The 24,529-nt window shown below is 72.1% G+C and carries 23 protein-coding genes and 1 pseudogene; 2 read left to right on the forward strand and 22 right to left on the reverse strand.

Annotation, left to right across the window (positions count from 1 at the left end; all coding sequences use genetic code 11):
- Nucleotides 1-11: 11 nt before the first annotated feature.
- From BMZ92_RS14975 to pyrR, 17 genes and pseudogenes are all read right to left on the reverse strand, one after another.
- Nucleotides 12-506 carry a flavoprotein gene (locus BMZ92_RS14975; RefSeq protein WP_091507565.1) on the reverse strand — a complete coding sequence of 165 codons (495 nt, stop codon included), beginning with the start codon at nucleotides 504-506 and terminating at the stop codon, nucleotides 12-14.
- A complete protein-coding gene (locus BMZ92_RS14980; protein ID WP_091507567.1) occupies nucleotides 503-1,930 on the reverse strand; it encodes an RsmB/NOP family class I SAM-dependent RNA methyltransferase in 1,428 nt (475 codons plus the stop codon). Before BMZ92_RS14980 ends, BMZ92_RS14975 begins: the two co-directional genes overlap by 4 nt.
- On the reverse strand, nucleotides 1,927-2,853 hold the full coding sequence (fmt, locus tag BMZ92_RS14985; RefSeq protein WP_091507569.1) for a methionyl-tRNA formyltransferase: 927 nt from the start codon (nucleotides 2,851-2,853) through the stop codon (nucleotides 1,927-1,929). Before fmt ends, BMZ92_RS14980 begins: the two co-directional genes overlap by 4 nt.
- 102 nt (nucleotides 2,854-2,955) lie before the next feature.
- Entirely contained in the window at nucleotides 2,956-3,900 is a 945-nt protein-coding gene (locus tag BMZ92_RS14990; RefSeq protein WP_143249862.1) for a hypothetical protein, read from the reverse strand.
- 15 nt (nucleotides 3,901-3,915) lie between these two features.
- The gene (locus BMZ92_RS14995; protein ID WP_091507574.1) at nucleotides 3,916-5,973 is read right to left on the reverse strand and encodes a primosomal protein N'; all 2,058 of its coding nucleotides are present in this window, start codon (nucleotides 5,971-5,973) and stop codon (nucleotides 3,916-3,918) included.
- Nucleotides 5,966-7,168 (reverse strand): methionine adenosyltransferase, encoded by a 1,203-nt coding sequence (metK, locus tag BMZ92_RS15000; protein ID WP_177228705.1) that lies wholly within the window; start codon nucleotides 7,166-7,168, stop codon nucleotides 5,966-5,968. The genes BMZ92_RS14995 and metK overlap by 8 nt, the downstream gene beginning before the upstream one ends.
- A 44-nt stretch (nucleotides 7,169-7,212) precedes the next feature.
- Nucleotides 7,213-8,451 (reverse strand): bifunctional phosphopantothenoylcysteine decarboxylase/phosphopantothenate--cysteine ligase CoaBC, encoded by a 1,239-nt coding sequence (coaBC, locus tag BMZ92_RS15005; RefSeq protein WP_091507575.1) that lies wholly within the window; start codon nucleotides 8,449-8,451, stop codon nucleotides 7,213-7,215.
- Nucleotides 8,444-8,716, reverse strand: a complete 273-nt coding sequence (gene rpoZ, locus BMZ92_RS15010) for a DNA-directed RNA polymerase subunit omega (RefSeq protein WP_091507578.1) — start codon at nucleotides 8,714-8,716, stop codon at nucleotides 8,444-8,446. The genes coaBC and rpoZ overlap by 8 nt, the downstream gene beginning before the upstream one ends.
- A 16-nt stretch (nucleotides 8,717-8,732) precedes the next feature.
- Nucleotides 8,733-9,377, reverse strand: a complete 645-nt coding sequence (gmk, locus tag BMZ92_RS15015) for a guanylate kinase (protein WP_245783065.1) — start codon at nucleotides 9,375-9,377, stop codon at nucleotides 8,733-8,735.
- A complete protein-coding gene (gene mihF / locus BMZ92_RS15020; RefSeq protein WP_091507579.1) occupies nucleotides 9,374-9,691 on the reverse strand; it encodes an integration host factor, actinobacterial type in 318 nt (105 codons plus the stop codon). Before mihF ends, gmk begins: the two co-directional genes overlap by 4 nt.
- Nucleotides 9,692-9,833: 142 nt before the next feature.
- A complete protein-coding gene (gene pyrF / locus BMZ92_RS15025; protein ID WP_245783066.1) occupies nucleotides 9,834-10,679 on the reverse strand; it encodes an orotidine-5'-phosphate decarboxylase in 846 nt (281 codons plus the stop codon).
- A 50-nt stretch (nucleotides 10,680-10,729) separates the two neighbouring features.
- Nucleotides 10,730-14,059, reverse strand: coding sequence for a carbamoyl-phosphate synthase large subunit (gene carB, locus BMZ92_RS15030; protein ID WP_091507582.1), 3,330 nt, complete (start codon nucleotides 14,057-14,059; stop codon nucleotides 10,730-10,732).
- An 80-nt stretch (nucleotides 14,060-14,139) separates the two neighbouring features.
- A pseudogene (carA, locus tag BMZ92_RS15035) lies at nucleotides 14,140-15,258 on the reverse strand (glutamine-hydrolyzing carbamoyl-phosphate synthase small subunit); the annotation flags it as partial.
- Nucleotides 15,255-15,755 carry a PH-like domain-containing protein gene (locus tag BMZ92_RS15040; RefSeq protein WP_091507584.1) on the reverse strand — a complete coding sequence of 167 codons (501 nt, stop codon included), beginning with the start codon at nucleotides 15,753-15,755 and terminating at the stop codon, nucleotides 15,255-15,257. The gene BMZ92_RS15040 and the pseudogene carA, both read right to left, overlap by 4 nt.
- Nucleotides 15,755-17,047, reverse strand: coding sequence for a dihydroorotase (locus tag BMZ92_RS15045; RefSeq protein ID WP_091507586.1), 1,293 nt, complete (start codon nucleotides 17,045-17,047; stop codon nucleotides 15,755-15,757). The genes BMZ92_RS15040 and BMZ92_RS15045 overlap by 1 nt, the downstream gene beginning before the upstream one ends.
- Nucleotides 17,044-17,973: an aspartate carbamoyltransferase catalytic subunit gene (locus BMZ92_RS15050; protein ID WP_091507589.1), complete on the reverse strand. Its 930-nt coding sequence runs from the start codon at nucleotides 17,971-17,973 to the stop codon at nucleotides 17,044-17,046. Before BMZ92_RS15050 ends, BMZ92_RS15045 begins: the two co-directional genes overlap by 4 nt.
- Complete coding sequence (gene pyrR, locus BMZ92_RS15055) at nucleotides 17,970-18,560, reverse strand: bifunctional pyr operon transcriptional regulator/uracil phosphoribosyltransferase PyrR (protein ID WP_091507591.1); 591 nt, start codon at nucleotides 18,558-18,560, stop codon at nucleotides 17,970-17,972. The genes BMZ92_RS15050 and pyrR overlap by 4 nt, the downstream gene beginning before the upstream one ends.
- Nucleotides 18,561-18,804: 244 nt before the next feature.
- On the opposite strand from pyrR, the gene bldD reads away from it, so the two are divergent.
- Nucleotides 18,805-19,293 carry a transcriptional regulator BldD gene (gene bldD, locus BMZ92_RS15060; RefSeq protein WP_091507593.1) on the forward strand — a complete coding sequence of 163 codons (489 nt, stop codon included), beginning with the start codon at nucleotides 18,805-18,807 and terminating at the stop codon, nucleotides 19,291-19,293.
- Nucleotides 19,294-19,329: 36 nt separating this feature from the next.
- On the opposite strand, the gene nusB is transcribed toward bldD, so the two are convergent.
- Genes nusB through BMZ92_RS15075 form a run of 3 tightly spaced genes read right to left on the reverse strand, consistent with a single transcriptional unit; the run spans nucleotide 19,330 to nucleotide 21,461 of the window.
- A complete protein-coding gene (nusB, locus tag BMZ92_RS15065) occupies nucleotides 19,330-19,779 on the reverse strand; it encodes a transcription antitermination factor NusB (protein WP_091507595.1) in 450 nt (149 codons plus the stop codon).
- Complete coding sequence (gene efp, locus BMZ92_RS15070) at nucleotides 19,776-20,339, reverse strand: elongation factor P (protein WP_091507597.1); 564 nt, start codon at nucleotides 20,337-20,339, stop codon at nucleotides 19,776-19,778. Before efp ends, nusB begins: the two co-directional genes overlap by 4 nt.
- A 42-nt stretch (nucleotides 20,340-20,381) precedes the next feature.
- Nucleotides 20,382-21,461 (reverse strand): M24 family metallopeptidase, encoded by a 1,080-nt coding sequence (locus BMZ92_RS15075; protein WP_091507599.1) that lies wholly within the window; start codon nucleotides 21,459-21,461, stop codon nucleotides 20,382-20,384.
- Nucleotides 21,462-21,499: 38 nt separating this feature from the next.
- On the opposite strand from BMZ92_RS15075, the gene BMZ92_RS15080 reads away from it, so the two are divergent.
- A complete protein-coding gene (locus BMZ92_RS15080) occupies nucleotides 21,500-22,036 on the forward strand; it encodes a B-4DMT family transporter (RefSeq protein ID WP_177228706.1) in 537 nt (178 codons plus the stop codon).
- Here the strand turns inward: BMZ92_RS15080 and BMZ92_RS15085 are convergent.
- The gene (locus BMZ92_RS15085; RefSeq protein WP_091507601.1) at nucleotides 21,984-23,486 is read right to left on the reverse strand and encodes a glycoside hydrolase family protein; all 1,503 of its coding nucleotides are present in this window, start codon (nucleotides 23,484-23,486) and stop codon (nucleotides 21,984-21,986) included. The two genes, BMZ92_RS15080 and BMZ92_RS15085, sit on opposite strands and share 53 nt — an antisense overlap.
- A 47-nt stretch (nucleotides 23,487-23,533) precedes the next feature.
- Complete coding sequence (locus BMZ92_RS15090; RefSeq protein WP_091507603.1) at nucleotides 23,534-24,451, reverse strand: GNAT family N-acetyltransferase; 918 nt, start codon at nucleotides 24,449-24,451, stop codon at nucleotides 23,534-23,536.
- Between the last annotated feature and the right edge of the window lie 78 nt (nucleotides 24,452-24,529).

Raw genomic sequence — 24,529 nt, forward strand, 5'->3', positions numbered from 1 at the left:
AGTGTAGAAGGTCAATCGGGTAGCGCGGTCAGTGCCGTCGACCACGGTTCCGACAGCTGGGAAAGGCGTACCCCGGCGGAGGTCAGGGCCTCGGTGTGGGCCCGCCAGGCCGGGTGCCGCAGCCGCGCGGGGCTCACCTGGTGAGCCACCGCGACCGTCACCCGCGGGTCGCCCAGCACGTCGCCGAGCACGGTGAGCGCCTGGTTGTCCGCGATGCCCAGCGCCAGCTTGGCGACCGAGTTCGCGCTCGCGGGCGCGAACAGGAACACCTCGGGGTCGGGGTGCGGGCGCGGCTGCCCCGGCAGCCGGGACTCGCTGCGCACCTCCAGGTCGGTCAGCTCCTGCAGCCGCGCCAGCTCGCCGGTGTGCGTGAGCCAGCGCGCGGCGGTCGGCGTCAGGGTGATCGCCAGCCGCCAGCCGCGCGCCGCCGCCGGTTCCGCCAGCTCCGTGCGGAACCGCGTGTCCAGTCCGCCGCACGAGCTGGCGACGAGCCCGAGGACCCTCACGGGCGGCGCAGGACCGCGCAGAACATGGCGTCGGTGCCGTGCCGGTGCGGCCACAGCTGCACGTACGGCCCGTCGCCGAGCTGCGGGACTCCGGGGAAGAACTCGCGCGCGTCGAGCACCTCGGCCTTGGTGCGGCGCGCCGCGTCACCGACGACGCCCTCGGTTTCGGCCAGGTGCGGCGAGCACACGACGTACGCCACAACGCCGCCGGGCCGGACGAGTTCCAGTGCGGAGGCGAGCAGCTGGCCCTGCAGCTTCGTCAGGTCCGCCACGTCCGACGGCTTGCGGCGCCAGCGCGCCTCCGGGCGGCGGCGCAGCGAGCCCAGCCCGCTGCACGGGGCGTCGACGAGCACGCGGTCGAAGCCCGGTTCCAGGCCGGACTCCCGGCCGTCCGCGACGTGCACGGTGACCGGCAGGCCCTCGGTGGCCTTCTCGACCAGGCGCGCGCGGTGCGGCGCCTGCTCGACGGCGTCCACGCGGGCGCCGGACAGCCCGGCGAGCGCGCCGAGCAGCGCGGCCTTGCCGCCGGGTCCGGCACACAAGTCCAGCCAGCGCTCGTCGCTACCCGCCAGCGGCACCTTCGTGAGCGCGACCGCGCACAGCTGGCTGCCCTCGTCCTGCACGGCGGCGAGCCGCTCGCGGACGGGTTCGGCGTCGCCCGGGTCGCCCGCGCCGGGCGGCAGGTGCACGCCGTAGGGCGAGTACGGCGCGACGTCGCCACCCGTGATGGCGGCCAGCTCGTCGGCGCTGATCTCCCCGGGCCGCGCGACGAGGTGCACGGCGGGCCTGGCGTCGTCGGCTTCGAGGGCGGCCTTCAGCTCGGGGCCCTTGTCCCCCAGCGCTTCGGCGAACGCGCGGGCGACCCAGCGCGGGTGCGCGGTGCGCAGCGCCAGGTTGCCGATCGCGTCGGTCTCGGGGTCGGGCGCCAGCTCGTCGAGCCACGCCGCTTCGTCCTTTTCGGACACCTTGCGCAGCACGGCGTTGACGAACCCGGCGACGTGCGAACCGCCTTCCAGCCGGGCCATGTTCACCATCGAGTCCACCGCGGCGTGCTCGGGCACGCGGGTGCGCAGCAGCTGGTAGGCGCCCAGCCGCAGGCAGTCCAGCACCACACCGTCTACTTTGGACAGCGGCCGGTCGAGGTTCGCGGCGATGATCTCGTCGAGCAGGCCCACCGCGCGGCTGGTGCCGTACGCGAGTTCCGTGGCCAGCGCGGCGTCACGCCCGTCCAGGCGGCGCTCGCGCAGCAGCTCGGGCAGGACGAGGTTGGCGTAGGCGTCGCGCTCGCGCACGGCACGCAGCACCTCGAACGCGACGCGGCGGGCGGGGTCCTCGTAGGGCGGCGGGCGGCGCGGACCCTGTTTGCGGGGCGCCGGGCGCCCCCGTGACGGCCGCGACGGCCTGCGCTCACGATCCGGGCTCATGACAGGCGCTCTCCTTGCTCGATCCTCGTTCCGCGCGCCCAGTCGGTGGCCGCCATCCGTTTCTTGCCCTGCGCCTGCACCTCGCCGAGGCGGACGGCCTGGGTGGCCGTGCCCGCGAGGACGCGCTTGCGCTCCACCCGCAGTTCGCCGGGCGCCAGCCCGGTTTCGTCGGTGAGCTCCACCGGGCCGAGCTTGAACCGTTCGCCGCGGAACAGCGTCCAGGCGCCGGGGTCCGGCGTGACCGCGCGGATGAGCCGGTCGACGGCGACGGCGGGGTCGGCGAACGACACGCGTGCGTCGTCCACGGTGACCTTCGGCGCGTACGTCACGCCGTCCTCGGGCTGCGGGACCGCGCGGAGGCTGCCGTCCTCGATACCGTCCATAGTGGACAGCAGGAGCCGTGCGCCGGAGTCGGCCAGCCTCGCCAGGAGCGCGCCCGCCGTGTCGGTGGGGGCGATCGGCTCGGTGACCACGCCGTAGACGGGCCCGGCGTCGAGCTCCTTCACGATGCGGAACGTCGACGCGCCGGTGATCTCGTCACCCGCGCGGATCGCCGCCTGGACGGGAGCCGCGCCCCGCCACGCGGGCAGCAGGGAGAAGTGCAGGTTCACCCAGCCGTGCGGCGGGATGTCCAGGGTCCGCTGCGGCAGGAGCGCCCCGTAGGCGACGACGGGGCAGGCGTCGGGTGCGAGCTCACGCAGGCGGTCGAGGAACTCGGGCGCCCCGGCCTTCTCGGGCGTGAGCACCTCGATGCCGTGCTCGTCGGCGAGCGCCCCAACGGGCGAACGCAGGAGCTTGCGCCCCCGGCCGGCGGGCGCGTCGGGCCTCGTCACGACGGCGACGACCTCGTGGCGCGGGGAGTCGATGAGGGCACGCAGGGAGGGCACCGCGGCCTCCGGCGTGCCGGCGAACACCAGGCGCATCAACAGGCCCGGCGGGAATGCAGGTGGATGAACATCGGGGACCAGTCTATGCGGCGGCCCGGGGCCTGCCGGCGACGGAGGGGTGCACGACCAGTCCTCTAGTTACGGGACCGGGGGTCCATCCGGCTTCCGCATGCTGAGGATCCGCAGGAGCATCTCCCTCACAGCGTGGATCACCGGCACCAGAACGAAGGGGAGGAACACAAGGCCACTGCTCAGCAGAGAAGGTGGCACCCTACCGAACAATGTGAGCAGGATCGTCGAACTCCCGAAGAAGGCCGCAGTCCACGCGCCAACTTGTTCGTAGGGCGACACAAGCGCCCTGGCAATCATCAGAACCGCGAAGGCCACCCGCACGTTTCGATCAGGCGCGGCCACAAGTTGCCTACCCGAGTAGCGACGCAGTGCGAGGTGTTTGAGCGAGCGCGAACGCACGGTCTCCCGAACCTTTTTCTCACGTATCTTCTCCGCACGCTTGGGGCACTGTGGCTCAATACACGCAATGAGGTGCACCATCGCCTCCCGCTGGTAGCGCATAGCCTTCAGATTGAACGGCTGCGCTGAACTCGTTCTTATGGTGAGGTAGTCACGGCGGAACTCCCGCATCCGGGTCGGCGCGCGCACAAGAACAACACCCACTGTCACCGCCGCGAGCACGACCATGACAGAAACGGCTACCACACGGGTCACCCCGCTGATCTCGCTCTCGAAGTACTGAGCCCAGCCTTTGCTGAATGAGAATGCGAAGACGAGGATGCCGAGCCAAGCCGGAGCGTCCAGATCTCGCCACCTCGACTGATGATCAAGCCGGATTCCCATGACTCCAGCAACGAACCCCACGAAACCCAAGACCAGCGTCGACGACGTGACAAGGGCAGAAAAATTGACGTCGACAAGATTTCCGCCCTTCGCGAATCGAACCGCGGCTAGTATGGCAAGAACGACCAAACCACCGATGAGTACCGGCTTGAGGCGTTGCAGCAGCTCAGTCCGCCGTCGACGACGATAACCACAAGTGCATTTCACAAAATTCCGGAAGACCGCCATCGCTCCTCCTCGCCCCTAGATCAGCTCCAGCGGGTCCAGTTGTACGCGGACCGGTGACGGTTCCTTCCGCGCCACCCGCCGCGCCTGCGCCGCCGCCAGTGCGGACGCCAGGGTGCGGCCGTCCGAGCGCGGGACGCGGACCAGTGCCCGCTCGCGCTCCGTGCGGCCTTCCTCGTCCGGTTCGCCCAGGGGCACCGGGCCCAGCACCTCCCCCGACTCCGGCAGCGCCAGCTCCTCCAGCAGCGCCGCCACCGCCTCCGGCGTCCCCTCCAGGCTCGCCATGCGCACGGCCGGCGGGAAGCCCAGTTCGCGCCGCTCGGCCAGTTCGCGCTCCGCGTGCCACGCCGGGTCCCAGCGCATCAGCGCCTGCACCGGCGTCAACGACGCCTCGGCGCCGACCACGATCCGCCCGCCCTCCGACGACGGGCGCACCAGCGCCCCCGCCGCCATCCACCGCCGCAACGTCTCCTCCGCCGCCCGCAGGTCCTGGCGCCCCAGCAACGCCCAGCCGTCCAGCAGCAGCGCCGCCCCGTACCCGCCCTCGGCGACCGGCTCCGCGCCCGGCGTGCACACCACCAGCGCGGGCCGCCCCGGCACCGTCGCGAGCACCTCCTGCGCCCCCGACGTCCGGACCGGCACCCCGGGGAACGCCCGCCCCAGCTCCTCCGCCGTCCGCTTCGAGCCGACGACCATCGCCCGCAACCGCGGCGAACCGCAGGCCACACACCGGAAGTTGCCCTCCGGCGCCCCGCACCACCGGCAGCTCGGCGGATGCCCCGGCCCGCCGCTCAGCGCCAGCGGCCCCGCGCAGTGGCGGCAGTGCGCCGGCGTCCGGCACTGCGCACACGCCAGCGCGGGCACGTACCCGCGGCGCGGCACCTGCACCAGCACGGGCGCCCCGGCGGCCAGCGCCTGACGGGCAGCCTCGAACGCCACAGCGGGCAACCGGGCCGCGCGCGCCGCTTCGTCCCGCGCCACGTCGAAGTCCTCGCCCACCGGGGTCACCCGCGGCGCCGCCTTGCGCAGCTCCTCCCGCGACGCGACCACCGGGTGCGCCCAGCCGGTCTCCACCAGCAGCTGCGCCTCCGCCGTACGCGCGAACCCCGCGACCACGAGCGACGCCCCGTCCGCGTGCGCGCGCAGCGTCAGCACGTCACGGACCTGCGGGTACGGCATGTGCGGGTCCACGTGCAGGTCGTCGCCGTCGTCCCACACCACGTACAGCGCCGGGTCCGCGACGGGCGCGAACATCGTCGCCCGCGTGCCGACGACGATCGGCACGGTGCCGCGTGACACCGCGAGCCACCGCCGGTACCGCTCGGCCGGCCCCAGTTCCGCCGACAGCGCCACGACCGCGTCTTCCCCGGCCAGCGCCGCGCAGGCGGCGTGCACCCGCGTCAGGTCGCGCTGGTCCGGCACGACGAGCACGGCACCACGGCCGTTCGCCGCCACGACCGCCGCCGCTTCGGCGAGCCGGGCGGGCCAGTCCTCCCCCGGCAGTGCCTGCCACACGGCGTGCGCCTGCCTGTTGCTCCGCAGCGCGTCGAGGAACGCCTCACCACGCTGGTAACGCGCCCAGCCGGCGCCGTCGACGGGAGCGGTCACCTGTGCCCGGTCGCTGGGCGGCTCTCCCTCGGCCTTGGCGTGCCGGGGCGGGATGGCCAGGCGCAGCACGTCGATCATCGTGCCGCCGTAGCGCTGCGCCACCGTCCTGGCCAGTGCCGCCAGGCGCGGGCTCAGCACGGGCTCGCTCGACGTGACGCGTTCGAGGAACGCCAGCCGCCCGGTGTGCTCGGTGGTGGCGGCGCGCTCGATCAGGAAACCGTCGACCAGCTGCCCGGCGAAGCGGACCCGCACCCGGCAGCCGGGCACGGCGTCCGCGTCGAGCTTGTCGGGCACCTGGTAGTCGAACGTGCGGTCCAGGTGCGCGAGCGGCACGTCGACGACGATCCGCGCGATGGGGTCGTGCGCGGCGGGCTGCTGCTGCCCCTTGCGGGCGGCTTTCGGCCGCCCCGCCGGACGTTTCGGCTTGGGCAGGTCCCAGAGGGGGGTGGTTTCGGTCCCCTCAGGCACCGGCGGCGCTGCGGAGTGCTTCGGCCCGGTCGGTGTTCTCCCACGGCAGGGTCAGCTCCGGACGCCCGAAGTGGCCGTAGGACGCGGTCTGCGCGTAGATCGGGCGCAGCAGGTCCAGGTCCCGGATGATCGCCGCCGGCCGCAGGTCGAACACCTGCGTGATCGCACCCTGGATCTTCGACGGATCCACCGTCTCCGTCCCGAACGTCTCCACGAAAAGACCCACCGGCGCGGCCTTCCCGATCGCGTACGCGACCTGCACCTCGACCCGCGTGGCCAGCCCCGCCGCCACGACGTTCTTCGCCACCCAGCGCATGGCGTAGGCGGCGGAACGGTCCACCTTCGACGGGTCCTTGCCCGAGAACGCGCCACCACCGTGCCGCGCCATACCGCCGTAGGTGTCCACGATGATCTTCCGGCCCGTCAGCCCGGCATCCCCCATGGGACCACCGATCACGAACCGGCCCGTCGGGTTCACCAGCAGGCGCACATCACTGGTGTCCAGCTCCAGCCCCGCCAGCTCCGGCGCCACGACCTGCTCGCGAATGTCCACGCCCAGCATCGACTCCAGGTCGATGCCCTCCGCGTGCTGGGTGGAGAGCACCACCGTGTCCAGGCGCACCGGCTGATCCCCGGCGTACTCGATCGTCACCTGCGTCTTGCCGTCCGGCCGCAGGTACGGCAGCACGCCGTCCTTGCGCACCCGCGTCAGCCGCTGCGAAAGCCGGTGCGCGAGCGCGATGGGAAGCGGCATGAGTTCCGGGGTGTCCGAGCAGGCGTAACCGAACATCAGGCCCTGGTCACCGGCGCCTTGGCGGTCCAGGTCGTCCATGGCCTGTTCCAGCCGCGCCTCATACGCGGCGTTGACGCCCTGCGCGATGTCCGGGGACTGCGAGCCGATCGCGACGTTCACGCCGCACGAGTTGCCGTCGAACCCCTTGGCCGACGAGTCGTAACCGATCTCGAGGATCTTCTCCCGCACGATCGTCGGGATGTCCGCGTACGCCTCGGTCGTGACCTCACCCGCGACGTGCACCTGACCCGTCGTGATCAGGGTTTCCACGGCCACCCGCGACCGCGGGTCCTTCTCCAGCAGCGCGTCCAGCACCGAATCACTGATCGCGTCGCAGATCTTGTCCGGATGCCCCTCCGTCACGGACTCCGACGTGAACAACCTGCGGGTCGAATCGGTCACGGTGCTCGCCACTTCCCATCTCCGGTCGGACAACGGGGTCCAGCCTACTGAGGGGACCCGCTTCGCTGGATGAAGTGTGCCACCGCGTCCCACACTGTGGCGGCCAGCTGCGATTTCGATCCCAGCGGAATCGGACTTTCCGCACCATCCGCCGCCAGCAGCCAGCCCGCGTTGTCCTCGACCTCGAACGCGCGGCCCTCGCCGACGGCGTTCACGACGAGCAGGTCGCAGCCCTTGCGCTTGAGCTTCGCGCGGGCGTGGTCGAGCACCGATCCGTGGTGGTCACCGGTCTCGGCGGCGAACCCGACGACCGTCTGGCCAGGCCGGCGGTTCGCGACGAGCTCGGCGAGGATGTCGGCGTTGCGCTCCAGCACGACCGTCGGGTCAGGCTGGTCGTCGGACTTCTTGATCTTGTAGTCGGCGCGGTTCGCGGGGCGGAAATCGGCCACCGCGGCAGCCATGACCACCACGTCGGCGTTTTCGGCACTTTCGTGCACCGCGCCACGCAGCTCCTCCGCCGTCGAGACGCGGCGCAGCGTCACGCCGGGCGGATCGGGCAGTGCGACGGTGTGCGCGGCGACGAGCGTGACCTCGGCCCCGCGCTGGGCGGCGACGCGCGCGAGTGCGTAGCCCTGCTTGCCCGACGACCGGTTGCCCAGGTACCGCACCGGGTCCAGCGGCTCCCGCGTGCCGCCCGCGGACACGACGACCCGCAGGCCTGCCAGGTCGCGGGGCAGCGCGTCGGCGCGGGCCAGCAGCAGCTTCGCCAGGTCGACGATGTCGGCGGGGTCGGGCAGCCTGCCCTTGCCGGTGTCGGCGCCGGTCAGCCGCCCCGAGGACGGCTCCGCCACGAACGTGCCGCGCGAACGCAGCAGCGCGACGTTGTCGCGGGTGGCGGGGTGCTCCCACATCTCCGTGTGCATGGCCGGGAAGAACGCGACCGGGCACCGGGCGGTGAGGAGGGTACTGGTGAGCAGGTCGTCCGCCATCCCGTGCGCGGCACGGGCCAGCAGGTCGGCGGTGGCCGGGACGACCAGCACGAGGTCGGCCTCCTTGCCGACCCGGACGTGCTGCACCTGCGGCACCTCGGTGAACACACCCGTGTGCACCGGGTGCCCGGACAGCGCTTCGAAGGTGGCCGCGCCGACGAAGTTCAGCGCGGCCTCGGTGGGCACCACGCGGACGTCGTGACCGGACTCGGTCAGCCCGCGCAGCACCTCACAGGCCTTGTAGGCGGCGATCCCGCCACCCACGCCCAGGACCACGCGGGGCTTGTCACTCACCTTCGGTGTGCTCGAGCAGGCCACCGTGGATCTCGCGCAGGGCGATCGACAGCGGCTTCTCGCGCGGGCCCGGCTCGACGAGCGGGCCGACGTACTCCAGCAGGCCTTCGCCGAGCTGGGCGTAGTAGTCGTTGATCTGGCGGGCGCGCTTGGCGGCGTAGATCACCAGCGCGTACTTGGAGCTGACCTTCGCCAGCAGGTCGTCGATCGGCGGGTTGGTGATGCCCTCGAGCTCTTCACCGTGGATACCCAGCGCTGCGGTCACTCGTGTCGCTCCCGAATCATTCGAAGTCCGTGTTCATCAAGTCTAACAACTCCCGGGCGGCCGTCCTGACGTCGGCGTTGACGACGCGGGCGTCGAACTCGCCCGCGGCCGCCAGTTCGCGCTCCGCCTCGGCCAGCCGGGCCTCGACCGCGGCCTTCTCCTCGGTGCCGCGCCCGGTCAGCCTGCCCACCAGCTCCTCCCAGGAGGGTGGCATCAGCATGACCAGGCGCGCGTCCGGCATGGCCCTGCGGACCTGCCGGGCGCCCTGCAGCTCGATCTCCAGCACCGCCGGGCGGCCCTCCGCGAGCGCCCGCTCCACGGGTTCCCGCGGGGTGCCGTAGCAGTTGCCGGTGAACTCGGCGTGCTCCAGCAGCTCGCCGGCCCGGACCATCTTGTCGAACACGGCCCGGTCGATGAAGTGGTAGTGCTCGCCGTCGACCTCGCCCGGCCTGGGGGGCCGGGTCGTGACCGAGACGCTGAAGTAGATGTCCGGGTCCAGCCGCCGCAGCTCACCGACCACGCTGGACTTGCCGACCCCGGACGGACCCGAGACGACGGTGAGCCGGCGCCGGGGACGACGCCCCTGCTCCGGCTCACCGTGCGTCGTCCGGCCGGTCGGGAGACCGGCCGCTACCACGTGGTCGTCGCCTGTCTTGCTCACTCGCCGCTGAACTCGGCCAGCAGCGCCTTGCGCTGCCGGTCACCAAGGCCGCGAAGCCGCCGGCTCGGGGCGATCTCCAGGCGCTCCATCGTCTGCTGGGCGCGCACCTTGCCGACGCCGGGGAGCGACTCGAGCAGGGAGGAGACCTTCATCTTCCCGAGGACCTCGTCCTCGTCGGCCTGCTTGAGCACCTCGGTCAGGGTGGTGCCGCCCCGCTTGAGGCGTTCCTTGAGCTCGGCACGGGCACGACGAGCGGCAGCGGCCTTCTCCAGCGCCGCCTTGCGCTGTTCCTCGGTCAGCTGGGGAAGTGCCACGTTTTCCTCCGTAGTACTCAAAAATTCCGGGTGGGTGACGCGACGGTACCCACCCCCGGGCACCCGCCACAATGCGGGGGTGGCCGCTGCGTACGCGGTCAGGGGCCTGATATTAACCCTCCCGTCGCCCACCCCCACCCGCTCAAGGAAACGCTTCGCGCTGCTGTGTCACACCTGGTTCATCCAACGATTGCCCGATCAATGCCCGAACTTCCCGGACCCCGGCCCGCAGCGCCGCGGGGTCCGGTCCGCGCCTCAGGAGGTCCCTCGACGATGCCGGGAGCACGCCCCGCAGGTCTGCCCCGAACAGCGCCCGAAGATCGCTCACAGTGGCGCCCTGGGCCCCGAAACCGGGTGCCAGGACGGGCCCGTTGAGCGCGCTCAGGTCCAGCTCGCCGGGGGCCACGGTGGCGCCGACGACCACGCCGACGTCCCCGAGCGGCTCGGCACCGGCGTTGAGCGCGGCCACCTCGTCCACAATGGACTGGGCGACCGTCTTCCCGTTGGGCAGCAAGGCGTTCTGCAGCCCGGCAGCCTCCGGATTGGACGTTCGGGCCAGCACGAACACCCCCCGGCCCTGCTCGCGCGCCGCCGTGACGGCGGGCGCGAGCGAGCCGAACCCGAGGTACGGCGACACGGTCACGGCGTCCGCCGCGAGCGCGCTGTGACCGTCCAGGTACGCAGCGGTGTAGGCGCCCATCGTGGAGCCGATGTCACCCCGCTTGACGTCCAGCAGGACGAGCGCGCCGGCCAGCCTGGCCTCGGTCACCACGCGCTCCAGCACGGCGATCCCCGCGGCCCCGTGGGCCTCGAAGAACGCCGACTGCGGCTTGACCACGGCCACCTCCGCGGCCAGCACCTCGACCGCGGAAAGGGCGAACTTCTCCAGGCCGGCGGGGGTGCGCTCCAGGCCCCAGGCGTCCAGGAGGCCCGGATGCGGGTCGATCCCGGCGCACAGCGGGCCGCGCTCGCGGATTTTCTCCGCCAACCTTCGCCCGAACGGAGCAGCGGGAACTGCCCGTCCGGGCACCGGCGCGGTCACGAGCGGGCCCGCAACGCCGCCTGCAGGTCCTGCAGCGAGCGCACCCCGATGTCGCCGCGGATGAGCGCCTCGATGCCGTGCACCGCCGCCGCGGCGCCCTGCACCGTGGTGATGCACGGGATGTCGCGCGACACCGCGGCGGTGCGGATCTCGTAGCCGTCGATCCGCGGGCCGCTGTTGCCGTAGGGCGTGTTGATGACCATGTCCACGCCGCCGTCGAGGATCACGTCCACGATGTTGGGCTGCTCAGGCGTGGAACCCTCGGAATGCTTGCGCACCTCCGTGCAGGTCACGCCGTTCCGCCGCAGCACCTCGGCGGTGCCGGAGGTGGCGAGGATCTCGAACCCGAGGTCGGCCAGCCGCTTGACCGGGAACACCATCGCCCGCTTGTCGCGGTTGGCGACCGACACGAACACCTTGCCCGACGTCGGCAGCGAGCCGTAGGCCCCGGCCTGGGACTTGGCGAACGCCTCGCCGAACGAGGTGTCCACCCCCATGACCTCGCCCGTGGACTTCATCTCCGGCCCGAGCAGGGAGTCCACGCCCTTGCCCTCCGGCGTGCGGAAGCGGTGGAAGGGCAGCACGGCCTCCTTGACCGCCACCGGCGCGTCGGCGGGCAGGTGCCCCCCGTCGCCCTCGGCGGGCAGGATGCCGCGCGTCCGCAGCTCCTTGATGCTCGTGCCGGTCATGATCAGCGACGCGGCCTTGGCGAGCTGCACTCCGGTCGCCTTGGACACGAACGGCACGGTGCGGGAGGCACGCGGGTTGGCCTCCAGCACGTACAGCACGTCGTCCTTGAGCGCGTACTGGACGTTGAGCAGGCCCCGCACCCCGACACCGCGCGCGATGGCCTCGGTGGAGGCACGCACGGTCTCGACGTCGTGGCGGCCGAGCGTGATGGGCGGCAGGGCGCACGAGGAGTCACCGGAGTGGATGCCGGCCTCCTCGATGTGCTCCATGACCCCGCCCAGGTACAGCTCCTCGCCGTCGAACAGGGCGTCCACGTCGATCTCGATCGCGTCGTCGAGGAAGCGGTCCACGAGCACCGGGTGCTCGGGGGTGACCTCCGTGGCGCGGCGGATGTAGTTCGCCAGCGACGACTCGTCGTAGACGATCTCCATGCCGCGCCCGCCCAGCACGTAGGACGGGCGGACCAGCACGGGGTAGCCGATCTCGTCGGCGACCCGCTTGGCGCCCTCGAACGACGTCGCCGTGCCGTAGCGCGGCGCGGGCAGCCCGGCGTCGCCGAGCACCTCGCCGAACGCGCCCCGGTCCTCGGCCAGGTGGATGGCCTCCGGCGGGGTGCCCACGATCGGCACCCCCGCGTCGCCCAGCCGCTTGGCCAGCCCCAGCGGGGTCTGCCCGCCCAGCTGCACGATCACCCCGGCGACCGTGCCCGACTCGCGCTCGGCGTTGACGACCTCCAGCACGTCCTCGAACGTCAGCGGCTCGAAGTACAGGCGGTCGGAGGTGTCGTAGTCCGTCGAGACGGTCTCCGGGTTGCAGTTGACCATGACGGCCTCGAACCCGGCCTCGCGCAGCGCGACCGCGGCGTGCACGCACGAGTAGTCGAACTCGATGCCCTGGCCGATCCGGTTCGGGCCCGAGCCGAGGATCAGCACCTTCGGCTTGTCGCCCTGCGCCGTCACCTCGGACTCCGCCGCGGGGTCGGACTCGTAGGCCGAGTAGTGGTACGGCGTCTTCGCGGCGAACTCGGCCGCGCAGGTGTCCACGGTCTTGAACACCGGGCGCACGCCGAGGCGGTGCCGCAGCGCCCGCACGCCGTCCTCCCCCGCCAGCTCCGGCCGCAGCGCGGCGATCTGCTGGTCGGACAGCCCGGTGCGCTTGGCCTCGCGCAGCAGGTCCGCGTCGAGCACGGGCGCGTCGCGCACCTGGGCGCCGACCTCGCCGATGAGCGCGATCTGGTCGATGAACCACGGGTCGAGCCCGCTGGCCTCGTGCACCTGCTCGACGGTGGCGCCCAGCCGCAGCGCCCGCTCGACCGCGTAGAGCCGCCCGTCGTGCGGGGTGCGCAGCGCTTCGAGGGTGTTCTCCAGCGTCGCGCCCTCCGGGTCGGGGCGGGTCCAGAAGCCGGCGGCCTTGGTGTCGATCGACCGCATCGCCTTGCCCAGCGCCTCGGGGAAGCTGCGGCCGATCGCCATCGCCTCGCCGACGCTCTTCATCGTCGTGGTGAGCTCCGGGTCGGCGCCCGGGAACTTCTCGAACGCGAAGCGCGGCACCTTCACCACGACGTAGTCCAGCGTCGGCTCGAACGACGCCGGGGTCTCGCCCGTGATGTCGTTGCGGATCTCGTCCAGCGAGTAGCCGATGGCGAGCTTCGCGGCGATCTTGGCGATCGGGAAGCCGGTGGCCTTCGACGCCAGCGCCGAGGAGCGGGACACGCGCGGGTTCATCTCGATGACGACCATGCGGCCGTCGTCGGGGTTGATCGCGAACTGGATGTTGCAGCCGCCGGTGTCCACACCGACCTCGCGCAGCACCGCGATGCCGACGTCCCGCATGCGCTGGTACTCGCGGTCGGTCAGCGTCATCGCGGGCGCGACGGTGATCGAGTCACCGGTGTGCACGCCCATCGCGTCGACGTTCTCGATCGAGCAGATCACCACGACGTTGTCGTGGCGGTCGCGCATCAGCTCGAGCTCGTACTCCTTCCAGCCGAGCACGCTCTCCTCGATGAGCACCTCGGTCACGGGCGACTCGGCCAGCCCGACCGACGCCAGCCGCTCCAGGTCCTCCGGCGTGTGCGCCATGCCCGAGCCCAGCCCGCCCATCGTGAACGACGGGCGGATGACGACCGGCAGGCCCAGCTCGGCGACGGTCTCGCGGACCTCGTCCATGGAGTGGCACACGCGGCTGCGCGGGACGTCGCCGCCGATCGCGCGCACGATGTCCTTGAACTTCTGCCGGTCCTCACCGCGCTGGATCGCGTCGATGTCGGCGCCGATCAGCTCCACGCCGTACTTCTCCAGCACGCCGCGCTCGTGCAGCGCGACCGCGGTGTTGAGCGCCGTCTGCCCGCCGAGGGTGGCGAGCAGGCAGTCGATCGGCCGGCCCAGCGCCTGCTCGTGGGCGATGACCTTCTCCACGAAGTCCGGCGTCACCGGCTCGATGTAGGTGGCGTCGGCGAACTCCGGGTCGGTCATGATCGTCGCCGGGTTGGAGTTGACGAGGCTGACCCGCAGGCCCTCCTGCCGCAGCACGCGGCAGGCCTGCGTGCCCGAGTAGTCGAACTCGGCGGCCTGCCCGATCACGATCGGGCCGGACCCGATGACGAGCACGTGTTCGATGTCTGTGCGTTTGGGCATTGTTAGGACTTCTTCTCCTGTGTCATGCGGGACACCCGCACCCGGTCGGCCCCCGCGGGCTGGGCTGCGCGATTGTGCCTCGCGCGGGCCTCCATCAAGGTCACGAACTCGTCGAACAGCGGGCTGGCGTCGTGCGGGCCCGCCGCCGCCTCGGGGTGGTACTGCACCGAGAACGCGGGCACGTCCGAGCAGCGGACGCCCTCCACCGTGTCGTCGTTGGGGCAGTAGTGGCTGATCTTCGCGGTGCCGAACGGCGAGTCGAAGGTCTGGCCCGGCTCGCCCTCCAGCGCGAACCCGTGGTTCTGCGCGGTGATGGCGACCTTGCCGGTCTCCACGTCGATCACCGGGATGTTGATGCCGCGGTGGCCGTAGCGCATCTTGTACGTGCCCAGCCCCAGCGCGCGGCCGAGGATCTGGTTGCCGAAGCAGATGCCGAACAGCGGGATCTCCCGGCGCAGCGTCTCCTCGGTCAGCGCGATGGCGTGCGCCTGCGTCTCCGGGTCGCCGGGACCGTTGGACAGGAACACCCCGTCCGGCTCGACGGCCAGCAGGTCGTCGATCGTGCTCGCCGCGGGCAGCACGTGCACCTCGATGCCGCGGGCGCTCATCTGCCGCGGGGTGTTGGACTTGATGCCCAGGTCCAGCGCGGCGACGCGGAACCGCCGCTCACCCTGCGCCTGCACGACGTACGGCTGCGGCGTGGTGACCTCGCCCGCGAGGTCCGCGCCCTTCATCGGCGGGCTCGCCAGCACCTGGTCGACCATCGCGGCCTCGTCGGTGAGCGCGTCACCGGAGAACACCCCGGCCCGCATGGCACCGTGCTCCCGCAGGTGGCGGGTCAGGGTGCGGGTGTCGACCCCGGCGATGCCCACCACGCCCTGCCGCGTCAGCTCCTCGTCGAGCGTGCGGCGCGAGCGCCAGTTCGACGGGGTGCGGGCGGGGTCGCGGACTACGTACCCGGAGACCCAGATGCGGGCCGACTCGTCGTCCTCGTCGTTCCAGCCGGTGTTGCCGATCTGCGGCGCGGTCTGCACCACGATCTGCCGGTGGTAGGAGGGGTCGGTCAGGGTCTCCTGGTAGCCGGTCATGCCGGTGCAGAACACCGCTTCGCCGAGCGTCCGTCCCTGCGCCCCGTACGCCGAGCCGCGGAACACCCGGCCGTCCTCCAGTACCAGCGCGGCCGGTGTCTTCCCCGTCACTGCGCCCCTCCTTCGATCTTGTTGCTCAAGCTGTCGATCCACTGGTCGTAGGTGCCGTGGTCGTCGCCGCGGAACCCGGTGTCCAGCTCCACCTCCCCCAGCCGCCAGGTGACGATCAGCAGGCTGTCGCTGCCCATCACCTTCCCGGCGATCGCGCTGCCGCGCCGCACACCGGTGACCGCCTCGTCCGGGATCCAGAAGCCGGGCGCACCGGCCCGGTCCACCTCGATCCCGCCGGCGTAGCGGCGCAGCACCGCCCGGCCGCGCAGGCCCATGCCGCGCGTCACGATGCGGTCCTGCCAGTTGCCCGCCGTCGTCGTGCTGACGTAGAGGCCGGGTGCCTCCAGCAGCGGCTCCCCCGGGTCAGCAGGGACCTGCGGGAACGGCGGGACCAGAACGCTCTGCGAGCGGGCTCGTCGTCGCCAGCCCACCCGCATGCCCCACAGGGCGAGCGCGAAGACGGCCAGCAGGACGAGCACCAGGACGAAACGTTCCATCAGACAATTTTCCCTTCGCGCGCGGTGATCTGCCCGCGCAGCAGCGTGAGGGTCACCACGCCCGGCAGCCGCATGCCCTCGTACGGGGTGTTCGTGGCGAGGCTCGCCAGCTCGGCGCCCCGCACCGTCCACTCCGCGTCGGGGTCGACGAGCGTCAGGTTCGCCGGTTCCCCGGCGACGATCGGGCGGCCGTGGTCGGCCAGCCCCGCGATCTCGGCGGGCCGCTCGCTCATCACGCGGGCGACACCGCGCCAGTCGAGCAGCCCGGTGCGGACCATCGTCTCGGTGACCACCGACAGCGCCGTCTGCAGGCCGAGCATCCCGGGCCGGGCGGCGGCCCACTCGCAGTCCTTGTCCTGCACGGCGTGCGGCGCGTGGTCGGTCGCGACGCAGTCGATGACGCCCTCGGCGAGCGCGGCCCGCAGGTGCGCGGCGTCGCTCGCGGTGCGCAGCGGCGGGTTGACCTTGTTCACCGGGTCGTACGTGCTCAGCCGTTCGTCGGTGAGCAGCAGGTGGTGCGGCGTGACCTCGGCCGAGATGACCCCGGTGCTCTGCCGGTTTTTTGCCCAGCGCAGCACGTCGGCCGTGCCCTTGGTCGAGACGTGGCAGACGTGCAGCCGCGCCCTGGCGTGCTCGGCGAGCAGGCAGTCACGCGCGACGATCGACTCCTCGGCGGAGGCGGGCCAGCCCGCGTAGCCCAGCCGCGAGGCGGTCTCGCCCTCGTGCGCCTGCGCGCCGACGGTCAGCCTCGGCTCCTCGGCGTGCTGCGCGATCACCACGTCCAGCGCCGTCGAGTACTCCAGCGCGCGGCGCATCAGCAGCGGGTCGGCCACGCAGTGCCCGTCGTCGGAGAACATCCGCACCCCGGCCGCGGACTTGGCCATCGTGCCCAGCTCGGCGAGCTTCTCGCCCTTGAGCCCGACGGTCACCGCGCCCACCGGGTGCACGTCGACGAGCCCGGTCTCGCGGCCGCGGCGCCACACGTGCTCGACGACGACGGCGTTGTCCGCGACCGGATCGGTGTTGGCCATGGCGAAGACGGCGGTGTAGCCGCCCAGCGCGGCGGCCGCCGAACCGGTCTCGATCGTCTCGGCGTCCTCGCGGCCCGGCTCCCGCAGGTGGGTGTGCAGGTCCACGAAACCCGGCAGCAGCACCTGGCCTCGTGCCTCGACCACCTCGGCATCTTCCGGCGCCCGGACGGAGCCGATCTCGGCGATGACGCCGTCGGCGACCAGGACGTCCACCGGCTCGCCCTCGCCGTAGAGCCGGGCGCCCCTGATCAGCAAGCTCACTTCTCTTCCTCCCCCGCCAGCAGGTGGTACAGCACGGCCATCCGCACGTGCACCCCGTTGCGGACCTGTTCGGTGATCGCGGACGAGGGCGCGTCGGCCACCGCCGACGCGATCTCCATGCCGCGCAGCATGGGCCCCGGGTGCAGCACGACGGCGTGCTCGGGCAGCAGCTTCAGCCGCTTCTCGCTGAGCCCGTAGGTGATCGAGTACTCCCGCGCCGACGGGAAGAAGCCGCCGTGCATGCGCTCGGCCTGGACGCGCAGCATCATCACCGCGTCCACGCCCGGCAGTTCGGCGTCCAGCTCGTGCGACACGGTGACCGGCAGGCTCTCCACCCCCGCCGGCAGCAGGGTCGGCGGCGCGACCAGCACGACCTCGGCGCCGAGCGCCGTGAGCAGGTGGATGTTGGAGCGGGCGACGCGGCTGTGCAGCACGTCCCCGACGATCGCGATCCGCCGGTCCCGCAGGGTGCCGAGCCGTTCCCGCAGCGTCGCCGCGTCGAGCAGCGCCTGCGTGGGGTGCTCGTGCATCCCGTCGCCCGCGTTGACCACGGCCGTGCCCGCCTCGGCCAGCCAGCCGGACAGCCGCTGCGCGGCGCCGGAGGCGGGGTGGCGGATGATCACGCAGTCGGCACCGGCGGCGGCCAGCGTCAGCGCGGTGTCACGCAGGGACTCGCCCTTGCCCACCGAGGAGCCGCCCGACGAGACGTTGATCACGTCGGCGCTCATCCACTTCCCGGCGATCTCGAACGACACCCTGGTCCGGGTCGAGTTCTCGTAGAAGAGGGTGATCACGGTGCGGCCGCGCAGCGTGGGCAGCTTGCGCACCTCGCGGCCGAGCAGGGTCTTCTTCAGCTCGTCGGCCGTGTCGAGCACGGCGGTCGCCACGGCGGGGTCGAGCCCCTCGGTGGCCAGCAGGTGTTTCATTCGGTCTCCCCCTTGCCGCGCAGGACCACCGCGTCGCGCCCGTCCACCTCGGACAGCAGCACCAGCACCTCTTCCGCCCGCGACGTGGGCACGTTCTTGCCCACGTAGTCGGCGCGGATCGGGAACTCGCGGTGGCCGCGGTCCACGAGCACGGCGAGCTGCACCGCGCGCGGGCGGCCGTGGTCGCGCAGGGCGTCGAGCGCCGCGCGGACCGTGCGCCCGGAGAACAGCACGTCGTCGACCAGGATCACGACGCGGTCGTCGATCCCGGTGTCCGGCAGCTGCGTCGAGGCCAGCGGCCGCGTGGGGCGGCGGCGGAGGTCGTCGCGGTACAGGGTGATGTCGAGCGCGCCGGTCGGCGGTTCCACACCGGCGAACTCGGCGATGCGGCCGGCCAGCCGGCCGGCCAGTGAGGTGCCCCGGGTGGGAATCCCGAGCAGCACCGGGAGCGGGCCCGGTCCGGCACCCAGCGCGGTCTTCTCGATGACCTGATGGGCCATTCGGGCGATGGTGCGCGCGACATCGCCGGAGGAGAGCAGTTCACGCTCGCCACCCGGCTCCGCCGCGCCACGAGGGCGTGACGCCACGGCTGACTCCTTCCCCGCCTCACGGGACGGGTCCTTAAAGGACGTCGATCTGCTGTTTGGCCAGGAGATCTCCGGCAACCATAACAAGTCGGCCCAGGCGGGTGACCCGGTGGTACGCCCCCTCCCGCGGCAGCAATTGCTTGACCTGGTGACGACAATGCGTAACCATTACTCTGAGTATTCAGCGCAGCAGTCCCACGGCGGTCCTCCCGACCGGCTGGGCGAGGAAACGGAGAACCACCAGATGGGCGATTACGCCAAGGCGCTTGGGGCCAAGCTCCGCGGGATCCGCCAGCAGCAGGGGTTGTCCCTGCACGGGGTCGAGCAGAAGTCCGGCGGCCGCTGGAAGGCGGTCGTGGTCGGGTCCTACGAGCGCGGGGACCGGGCGGTGACCGTCCAGAAGCTGGCCGAGCTGGCCGACTTCTACGGCGTACCCGTGGTCGAGCTGCTGCCCGAGGGCCGCGTCCCGTCGGGCGCCGAGCCGGCCACCAAGATCGTCATCAACCTCGAGCGCCTGCAGCAGCTGCCCGCCGAGAAGGTCGGCCCGCTCGCCCGCTACGCCGCGACGATCCAGAGCCAGCGCGGCGACTACAACGGCAAGGTGCTCTCGATCCGCACCGAGGACCTGCGGTCGCTGGCGATCATCTACGACATGACCCCCGGCGAGCTGACCGAGCAGCTCATCGAGTGGGGCGTGCTCCCGCCGGAGGCCCGGCCCGCCAAGGAGGACTGACCCTCCCCCGGCGCCCGCCGGGCCCCCGCGGGTGCCTCAGAGCACCGCGCGGAGCCGGTCCGCGATGTTGCCGATGCGCCCCAGCACGCCGTTGACGAAGCGGGGCGAGTCGTCGGTCGACAGCTCCTTCGCCAGGCCGACGGCCTCGTCGATCGCGACCGGGTCGGGCACGTCCGCCGACCACAGCAGCTCGTAGACGCCCACGCGCAGCACGGCGAGGTCGACCGGGGGCATGCGGTCGAGCGTCCAGCCCTGCGCGTGTTCCGCGAGCAGCTCGTCGATGCGCTCGCGGTGCTTCGTCACGCCCTCGACGAGGGAAATCGTGTAGTCCCCGACCGGATCCACCTCGGGCGAGCCGACCCGGTCCGCCAGCAGCGTCACCGGGTCGAGGGAACGCTGAGCGGCCTCGTAGAGCATTTCGACGGCACGCCTGCGCAAAGCGCGGCGGCTCGGAGAGCCGCCGCGCCGCGATACCGGGGAACTCAAGACGAGACCCTGCCCAGGTACCGGCCGTCGCGGGTGTCCACCTTGACCTTCTCGCCGGTGGTGACGAACAGCGGCACCTGGATCTCGGCGCCGGTCTCCAGCGTCGCCGGCTTGGTGCCGCCGGTGGAGCGGTCGCCCTGCAGGCCCGGGTCGGTGTGCTGGATGACCAGCTCGACCGACGTGGGCAGCTCGACGTACAGCGGCGCGCCCTCGTGCACGGCGACCTGGACCTCGGTGTTCTCCAGCAGGTAGTTCGCCGCGTCACCGACGACCTCGCGCGGGACCGTGATCTGGTCGTACGTCTCGCCGTCCATGAACACGAAGTCGGCGCCGTCGTTGTACAGGTACGTCATGTTCCGGCGGTCGACCGTCGCGGTCTCCACCTTGGTGCCGGCGTTGAACGTCTTGTCCACCACCTTGCCGGACAGCACGTGCTTGAGGGTGGTGCGCACGAACGCGCCGCCCTTGCCCGGCTTGACGTGCTGGAAGTTCACGACGGACCAGAGCTGGCCGTCGAGGTTGAGCACCAGGCCGTTCTTCAGGTCGTTGGTGGTGGCCACGGGTAGTCCAGTTCTCCTGTTGTGTTCTGTGGCGCGGCCGCGCTAGACGACCACGAGTTCCTTGCTGCTCAGGGTGAGGAGTTCGGGAGCCTCGTCCCGCACGACCAGCGTGTCCTCGATGCGGACGCCACCACGGCCGGCGAGGTAGACACCGGGCTCGACGGTGACCGTCATACCGACGGACAGTGTACCGTCGCCCTTCTTCGCCAGACTGGGTGCCTCGTGAATCTCCAGTCCCACCCCGTGCCCGAGGCCGTGGGAGAACTCCTCGCCGTGCCCGGCGTCCTCGATCACGGCACGGGCGGCGCGGTCGACGTCGACCGTGCGGGCACCCGGCAGGACCGCTTTCCGGCCCGCTTCCTGCGCCTGCCGCACCAGCTCGTACAGCTCGCGCTGCCAGTCCGCGGCCTTGCCGAGCACCAGTGTCCTGGTCATGTCGGAGTGGTAGCCGTCGACGGTCGCGCCGAAGTCGAGCTTGAGGAAGTCGCCCTGCCTCAGCACCGCGTCGGTCGGCCGGTGGTGCGGGATCGCGGAGTTGACTCCCGTGGCGACGATCGAGTCGAACGACGGCGCCGACGAACCGTGGTCCAGCATCAGGTTCTCGAGGTCCCGCGCGACCTCCCGCTCGGTGCGGCCGGGCCGGATCCCGCCGCGCTCCAGCAGCTCGGCGAGGGCGGCGTCGGCGGCGGCGCAGGCGCGGCGCACGGCTTCGATCTCGTGCTCGTCCTTGACCAGCCGCAGCCGCTCGACCAGGCCCGGGGCGCGCACGAGGTCCACCTCCGCTGACACCGACGTGAGGGCCTCGTACTGCTCGACGCTGACGTGCTGGCTCTCGAAGCCCGTCCGCCCCGAGCCGCGTTTGACGAGCGCGGCGGCGCTGTCCCGGTCGATCACGTGCTCGAGGTCCGGCACCTCCGCGGCGGCCTGCGTGACGTAGCGGCCGTCGGTGCAGAACAGGGTCTTCGGCTCGCCGTCGGCGTGCAGCAGCAGCGCGGCGTTCGACCCGGTGAACCCGGTGAGGTAGCGGATGTTCAGCAGGTCGGTGACGAGCAGGGCGTCGGCCCCGGCCTGGCGGACCAGCGCACGCAGCGCGTCCCGGCGGGCGGCATGGAGATCGGGCACGCCCTCACCTTACTGACGGGTTGCCTTACAGTGACACGATGCGGCCCTGGTTGACGCGAGGACTCGGGATGGCGGTGCTGCACGGCATCGCGGACACGGCGCTGGCGAAGGCGGCGGTGTACCACCCCACGGGCCTGCTCACGGTCCGGATCGTCGTGATCGCGCTGCTCGTCGGCGCGGCGGCGCTGTGGGGTGCGCTCGACGCGTGGCTGCGGCGGGAGGACGCCGGGCGCACGTGGCTCCTCGCCTCGCTCGTCGCGGGCTGGGGCTCCGGCGTGCTGTACGTGATCGGCCGCGGGATCCTCGTCGACCAGGCGGGCACGGCCGAACTGCGGCCCGCGCTCACCGGCGGCGCCGCGTTCACCGCCTTGCTCGTGCTGATCCCCGCCGGGCTCGGCCTGCTCGTGGGCGCCCGGCTGAACAAGCCACAGCCTGAGGAAGCAGAGCCGGAGGAGGAACGCCCCTCCCCCACACCGCGGCGACGGCGCGCGCCGTCCCCCACACCGCGCGGCACGTCGTCGGTCAGCGGCCGAGCGGCCCGGCCTGCGGGTGGGCGCGCCACTCGGCGGCGCTGACCGTTTCGACCGGCGAGCCGTTGAGCTGCGCGACCGTGCCGGGCTGCACCGGCCACAGGTTGCCGTCGTCGAGCAGGAAACCCAGTCCCAGCCCGGCGGCCTGGATCGCGCGGGCGCCGGTCGCGAGGTGCGCGGCGGGCCGGACCTGGTCGAGCGCGGGCAGGCGCTCGTCGAGCACGTGCGTAGCCAGTTGCACGGCGACGGACCGCCGGTCGACGCGGACGAGCTTCCCGTCCGAGACGAGGTCCATGGTCCGCACCGGTGAGGGCATCGCGAACCCGTCGAGCACGCCGAGGGCACGCTGCGGGGTCGCGCACGCGTTGACCCCGGTGACGTCGAGCCCGTAGTGCCGCAGGTCGGTGGGCGCGTTCGCCTCGCCGAGGCTGGTCGCGCGCACGACGTCGAACGGGACGCGGCCACACGGGTCCGAAGTGGACGCCGGCGCGTGCCCGTCGGGCCTGCGGACCAGGCCCGGCCCCTCGCGCCACGGCCCGGGGAGCAGCACGTCCCGGTAGGGGTGGGCGGTGAAGTCGCGGTTCCAGAAGGTCACGCTCGTGCCGCCATCGGTTTCGTGGGCGATGGCGAACGCGTCGAGGCCGTCGACCCATTCGAGGTCGGCGCTGAAGGCGTCGACCACGGAGGCGGTGCGGGGCGCGCCGGTTCCGGGCACCGCGGCGAAACCCTTGTCTGTCAAGGCTTCCACCCCGCTGCTGAAGGCGGGGTCCTTGGCGCGCAGCACGAACTGCCCGGCCCCGTTCCAGCCCGCGGCGCGGCCCGTGGTGTCGGTGAACATGAGGTAGAACCAGCCGTCGAGGTAGACGGCCGAGGGCTGCCCCGCGCCGTAGAGGTTGTCGCGGTGGACGTCGTGGGACGGGCCGACGACCGGGCCGGGCCGACGGGTCCAGGTGAGGCCGTCGGTGCTGGTGGCGAGACCGATGGCGTTGCCGAGCGCGTGATCGCCCGCGGCGCCCGTGTAGTAGAGGTAGTACGTCGCATCGACGCGGATAACCGAGGGATCGCACGTGTGCGCCCCGTCGAACTGCCCGGGGTTGCCGGACAACACGGCGGGCGGAACGGCGCCACCCGGCCCGGTGAAGGGGCCGTCGAGGGAGGGTGACTCCGCGTAGAGGATGTCGTCGCCCGGCGGCGGGGCGGTCGGATACTGGCTGCACCACCACATGCGGGTCGTGCCGCCGTCGAGCATGACGGTGGGGCCGTAGTTGTAGGGCGCGCCGGGGCCGCCCGCCGCGACGACACCGGCGCTTTCGCGATTGCCGGTGGTGGTGAGCGAGACCTGGGCCGGTTTGGCGTGGCCGTTCGCCGGGGAGCCGCCGAGGCCGCCGTCGCCCTCGGCCTGGGTCTGCGCGTTGCCGGGTGTGCAGGCGGCGGTCGCCGTGCCCAGCACGATCGCCAGGAGGGCAGCGGTGAGCCGCTGTCGGAACCCGCGCATGTTCGGTGGTGACCTTCCGTCGGTAGCTGCGTCAGTGTAGGAGGTCGTTAACCCTCCTGGGTGACGCCAGGCCGCTCCGCGACGAGTTCCACCTCGAAACCGTCCGCGTTTTCCAGATAGGCCGCATAGTGGTCCGGCCCGCCCGCGTGCGGGTACCGGTCGGGGAACAGCGGGCGCCAGCCGTGCCGCCCGGCCTCGCGGGCGAGTTCGTCCACGCGGTGTGGTGAGCCGGCGTGCAGGGCGAGGTGGTTCAGCCCGGGCCGGCAGCGGTCGTGCTCGGAAGCGGTGAGCGCGGGCGACACCTCGACGACGACGTACGTGGGGCCTTGTTTCCAGCTGATGCCGGCGGGCCAGCGCTGGAACTCGTGCCAGCCCAGTTCGGTGAGGAGCCACCCCAGGCTGGCTTCGGCGCGGGCGAGGTCGGGCACCCACAGCTCGACGTGGTGCAGGTGGCCGTGGTGGCCGGGAAGCGCGATGTAGACGCGGTGGGGGCCGCCGTAGTGTTCCTCGCCGCCGACGTCCTGGAACCCGAGCCGCTCGACGAGCCTGCGGCTGGCGGTGTTGGCTTCGTGGACGAGCGCCCAGACGGCGCTGACGCCGATAGTGCGGAGCCCGTGGTCGAGCAACGCGGTGGCGGCCTCGGTCGCGAAGCCTTGTCCGCCGTGCGCGGGGTCGAGGAAGTAGCCGATCTCGGCCGTGCCCGGAGGCAGGTCGCTGGAGGGCCGCAGGTGCGCGAGCCCGATGACGCGGCCGTCGTGCTCGATCACCCAGTGCCCCAGCCCATCCGGCCCGTCATACGCGAGCCGGCGCCCGACCATCTCGCGGCAGCGCTCAGGATCGCTGTAGTCGACGGCAAGGTGGCGGCTCTGCCCAGGATCGGCGAAGATCCGCAGGATCGCCTCGGTGTCGGTCGGCCGGAGGCTCCGCAGGGTGAGCCGCGGGGTCCGCAGCACGGGGACTTTCATGCTCACCTCGCTGCTCGGGTGGGTGTGGGTGGTTGTTCTCGGGCGGGTGTGGGTGGTTGTTCTCGGGCGGTGTTGTGG

Origin of the sequence: Amycolatopsis sacchari, assembly GCF_900114035.1 — a bacterium.
GTDB classification, from domain to species: Bacteria; Actinomycetota; Actinomycetes; order Mycobacteriales; family Pseudonocardiaceae; genus Amycolatopsis_E; species Amycolatopsis_E sacchari.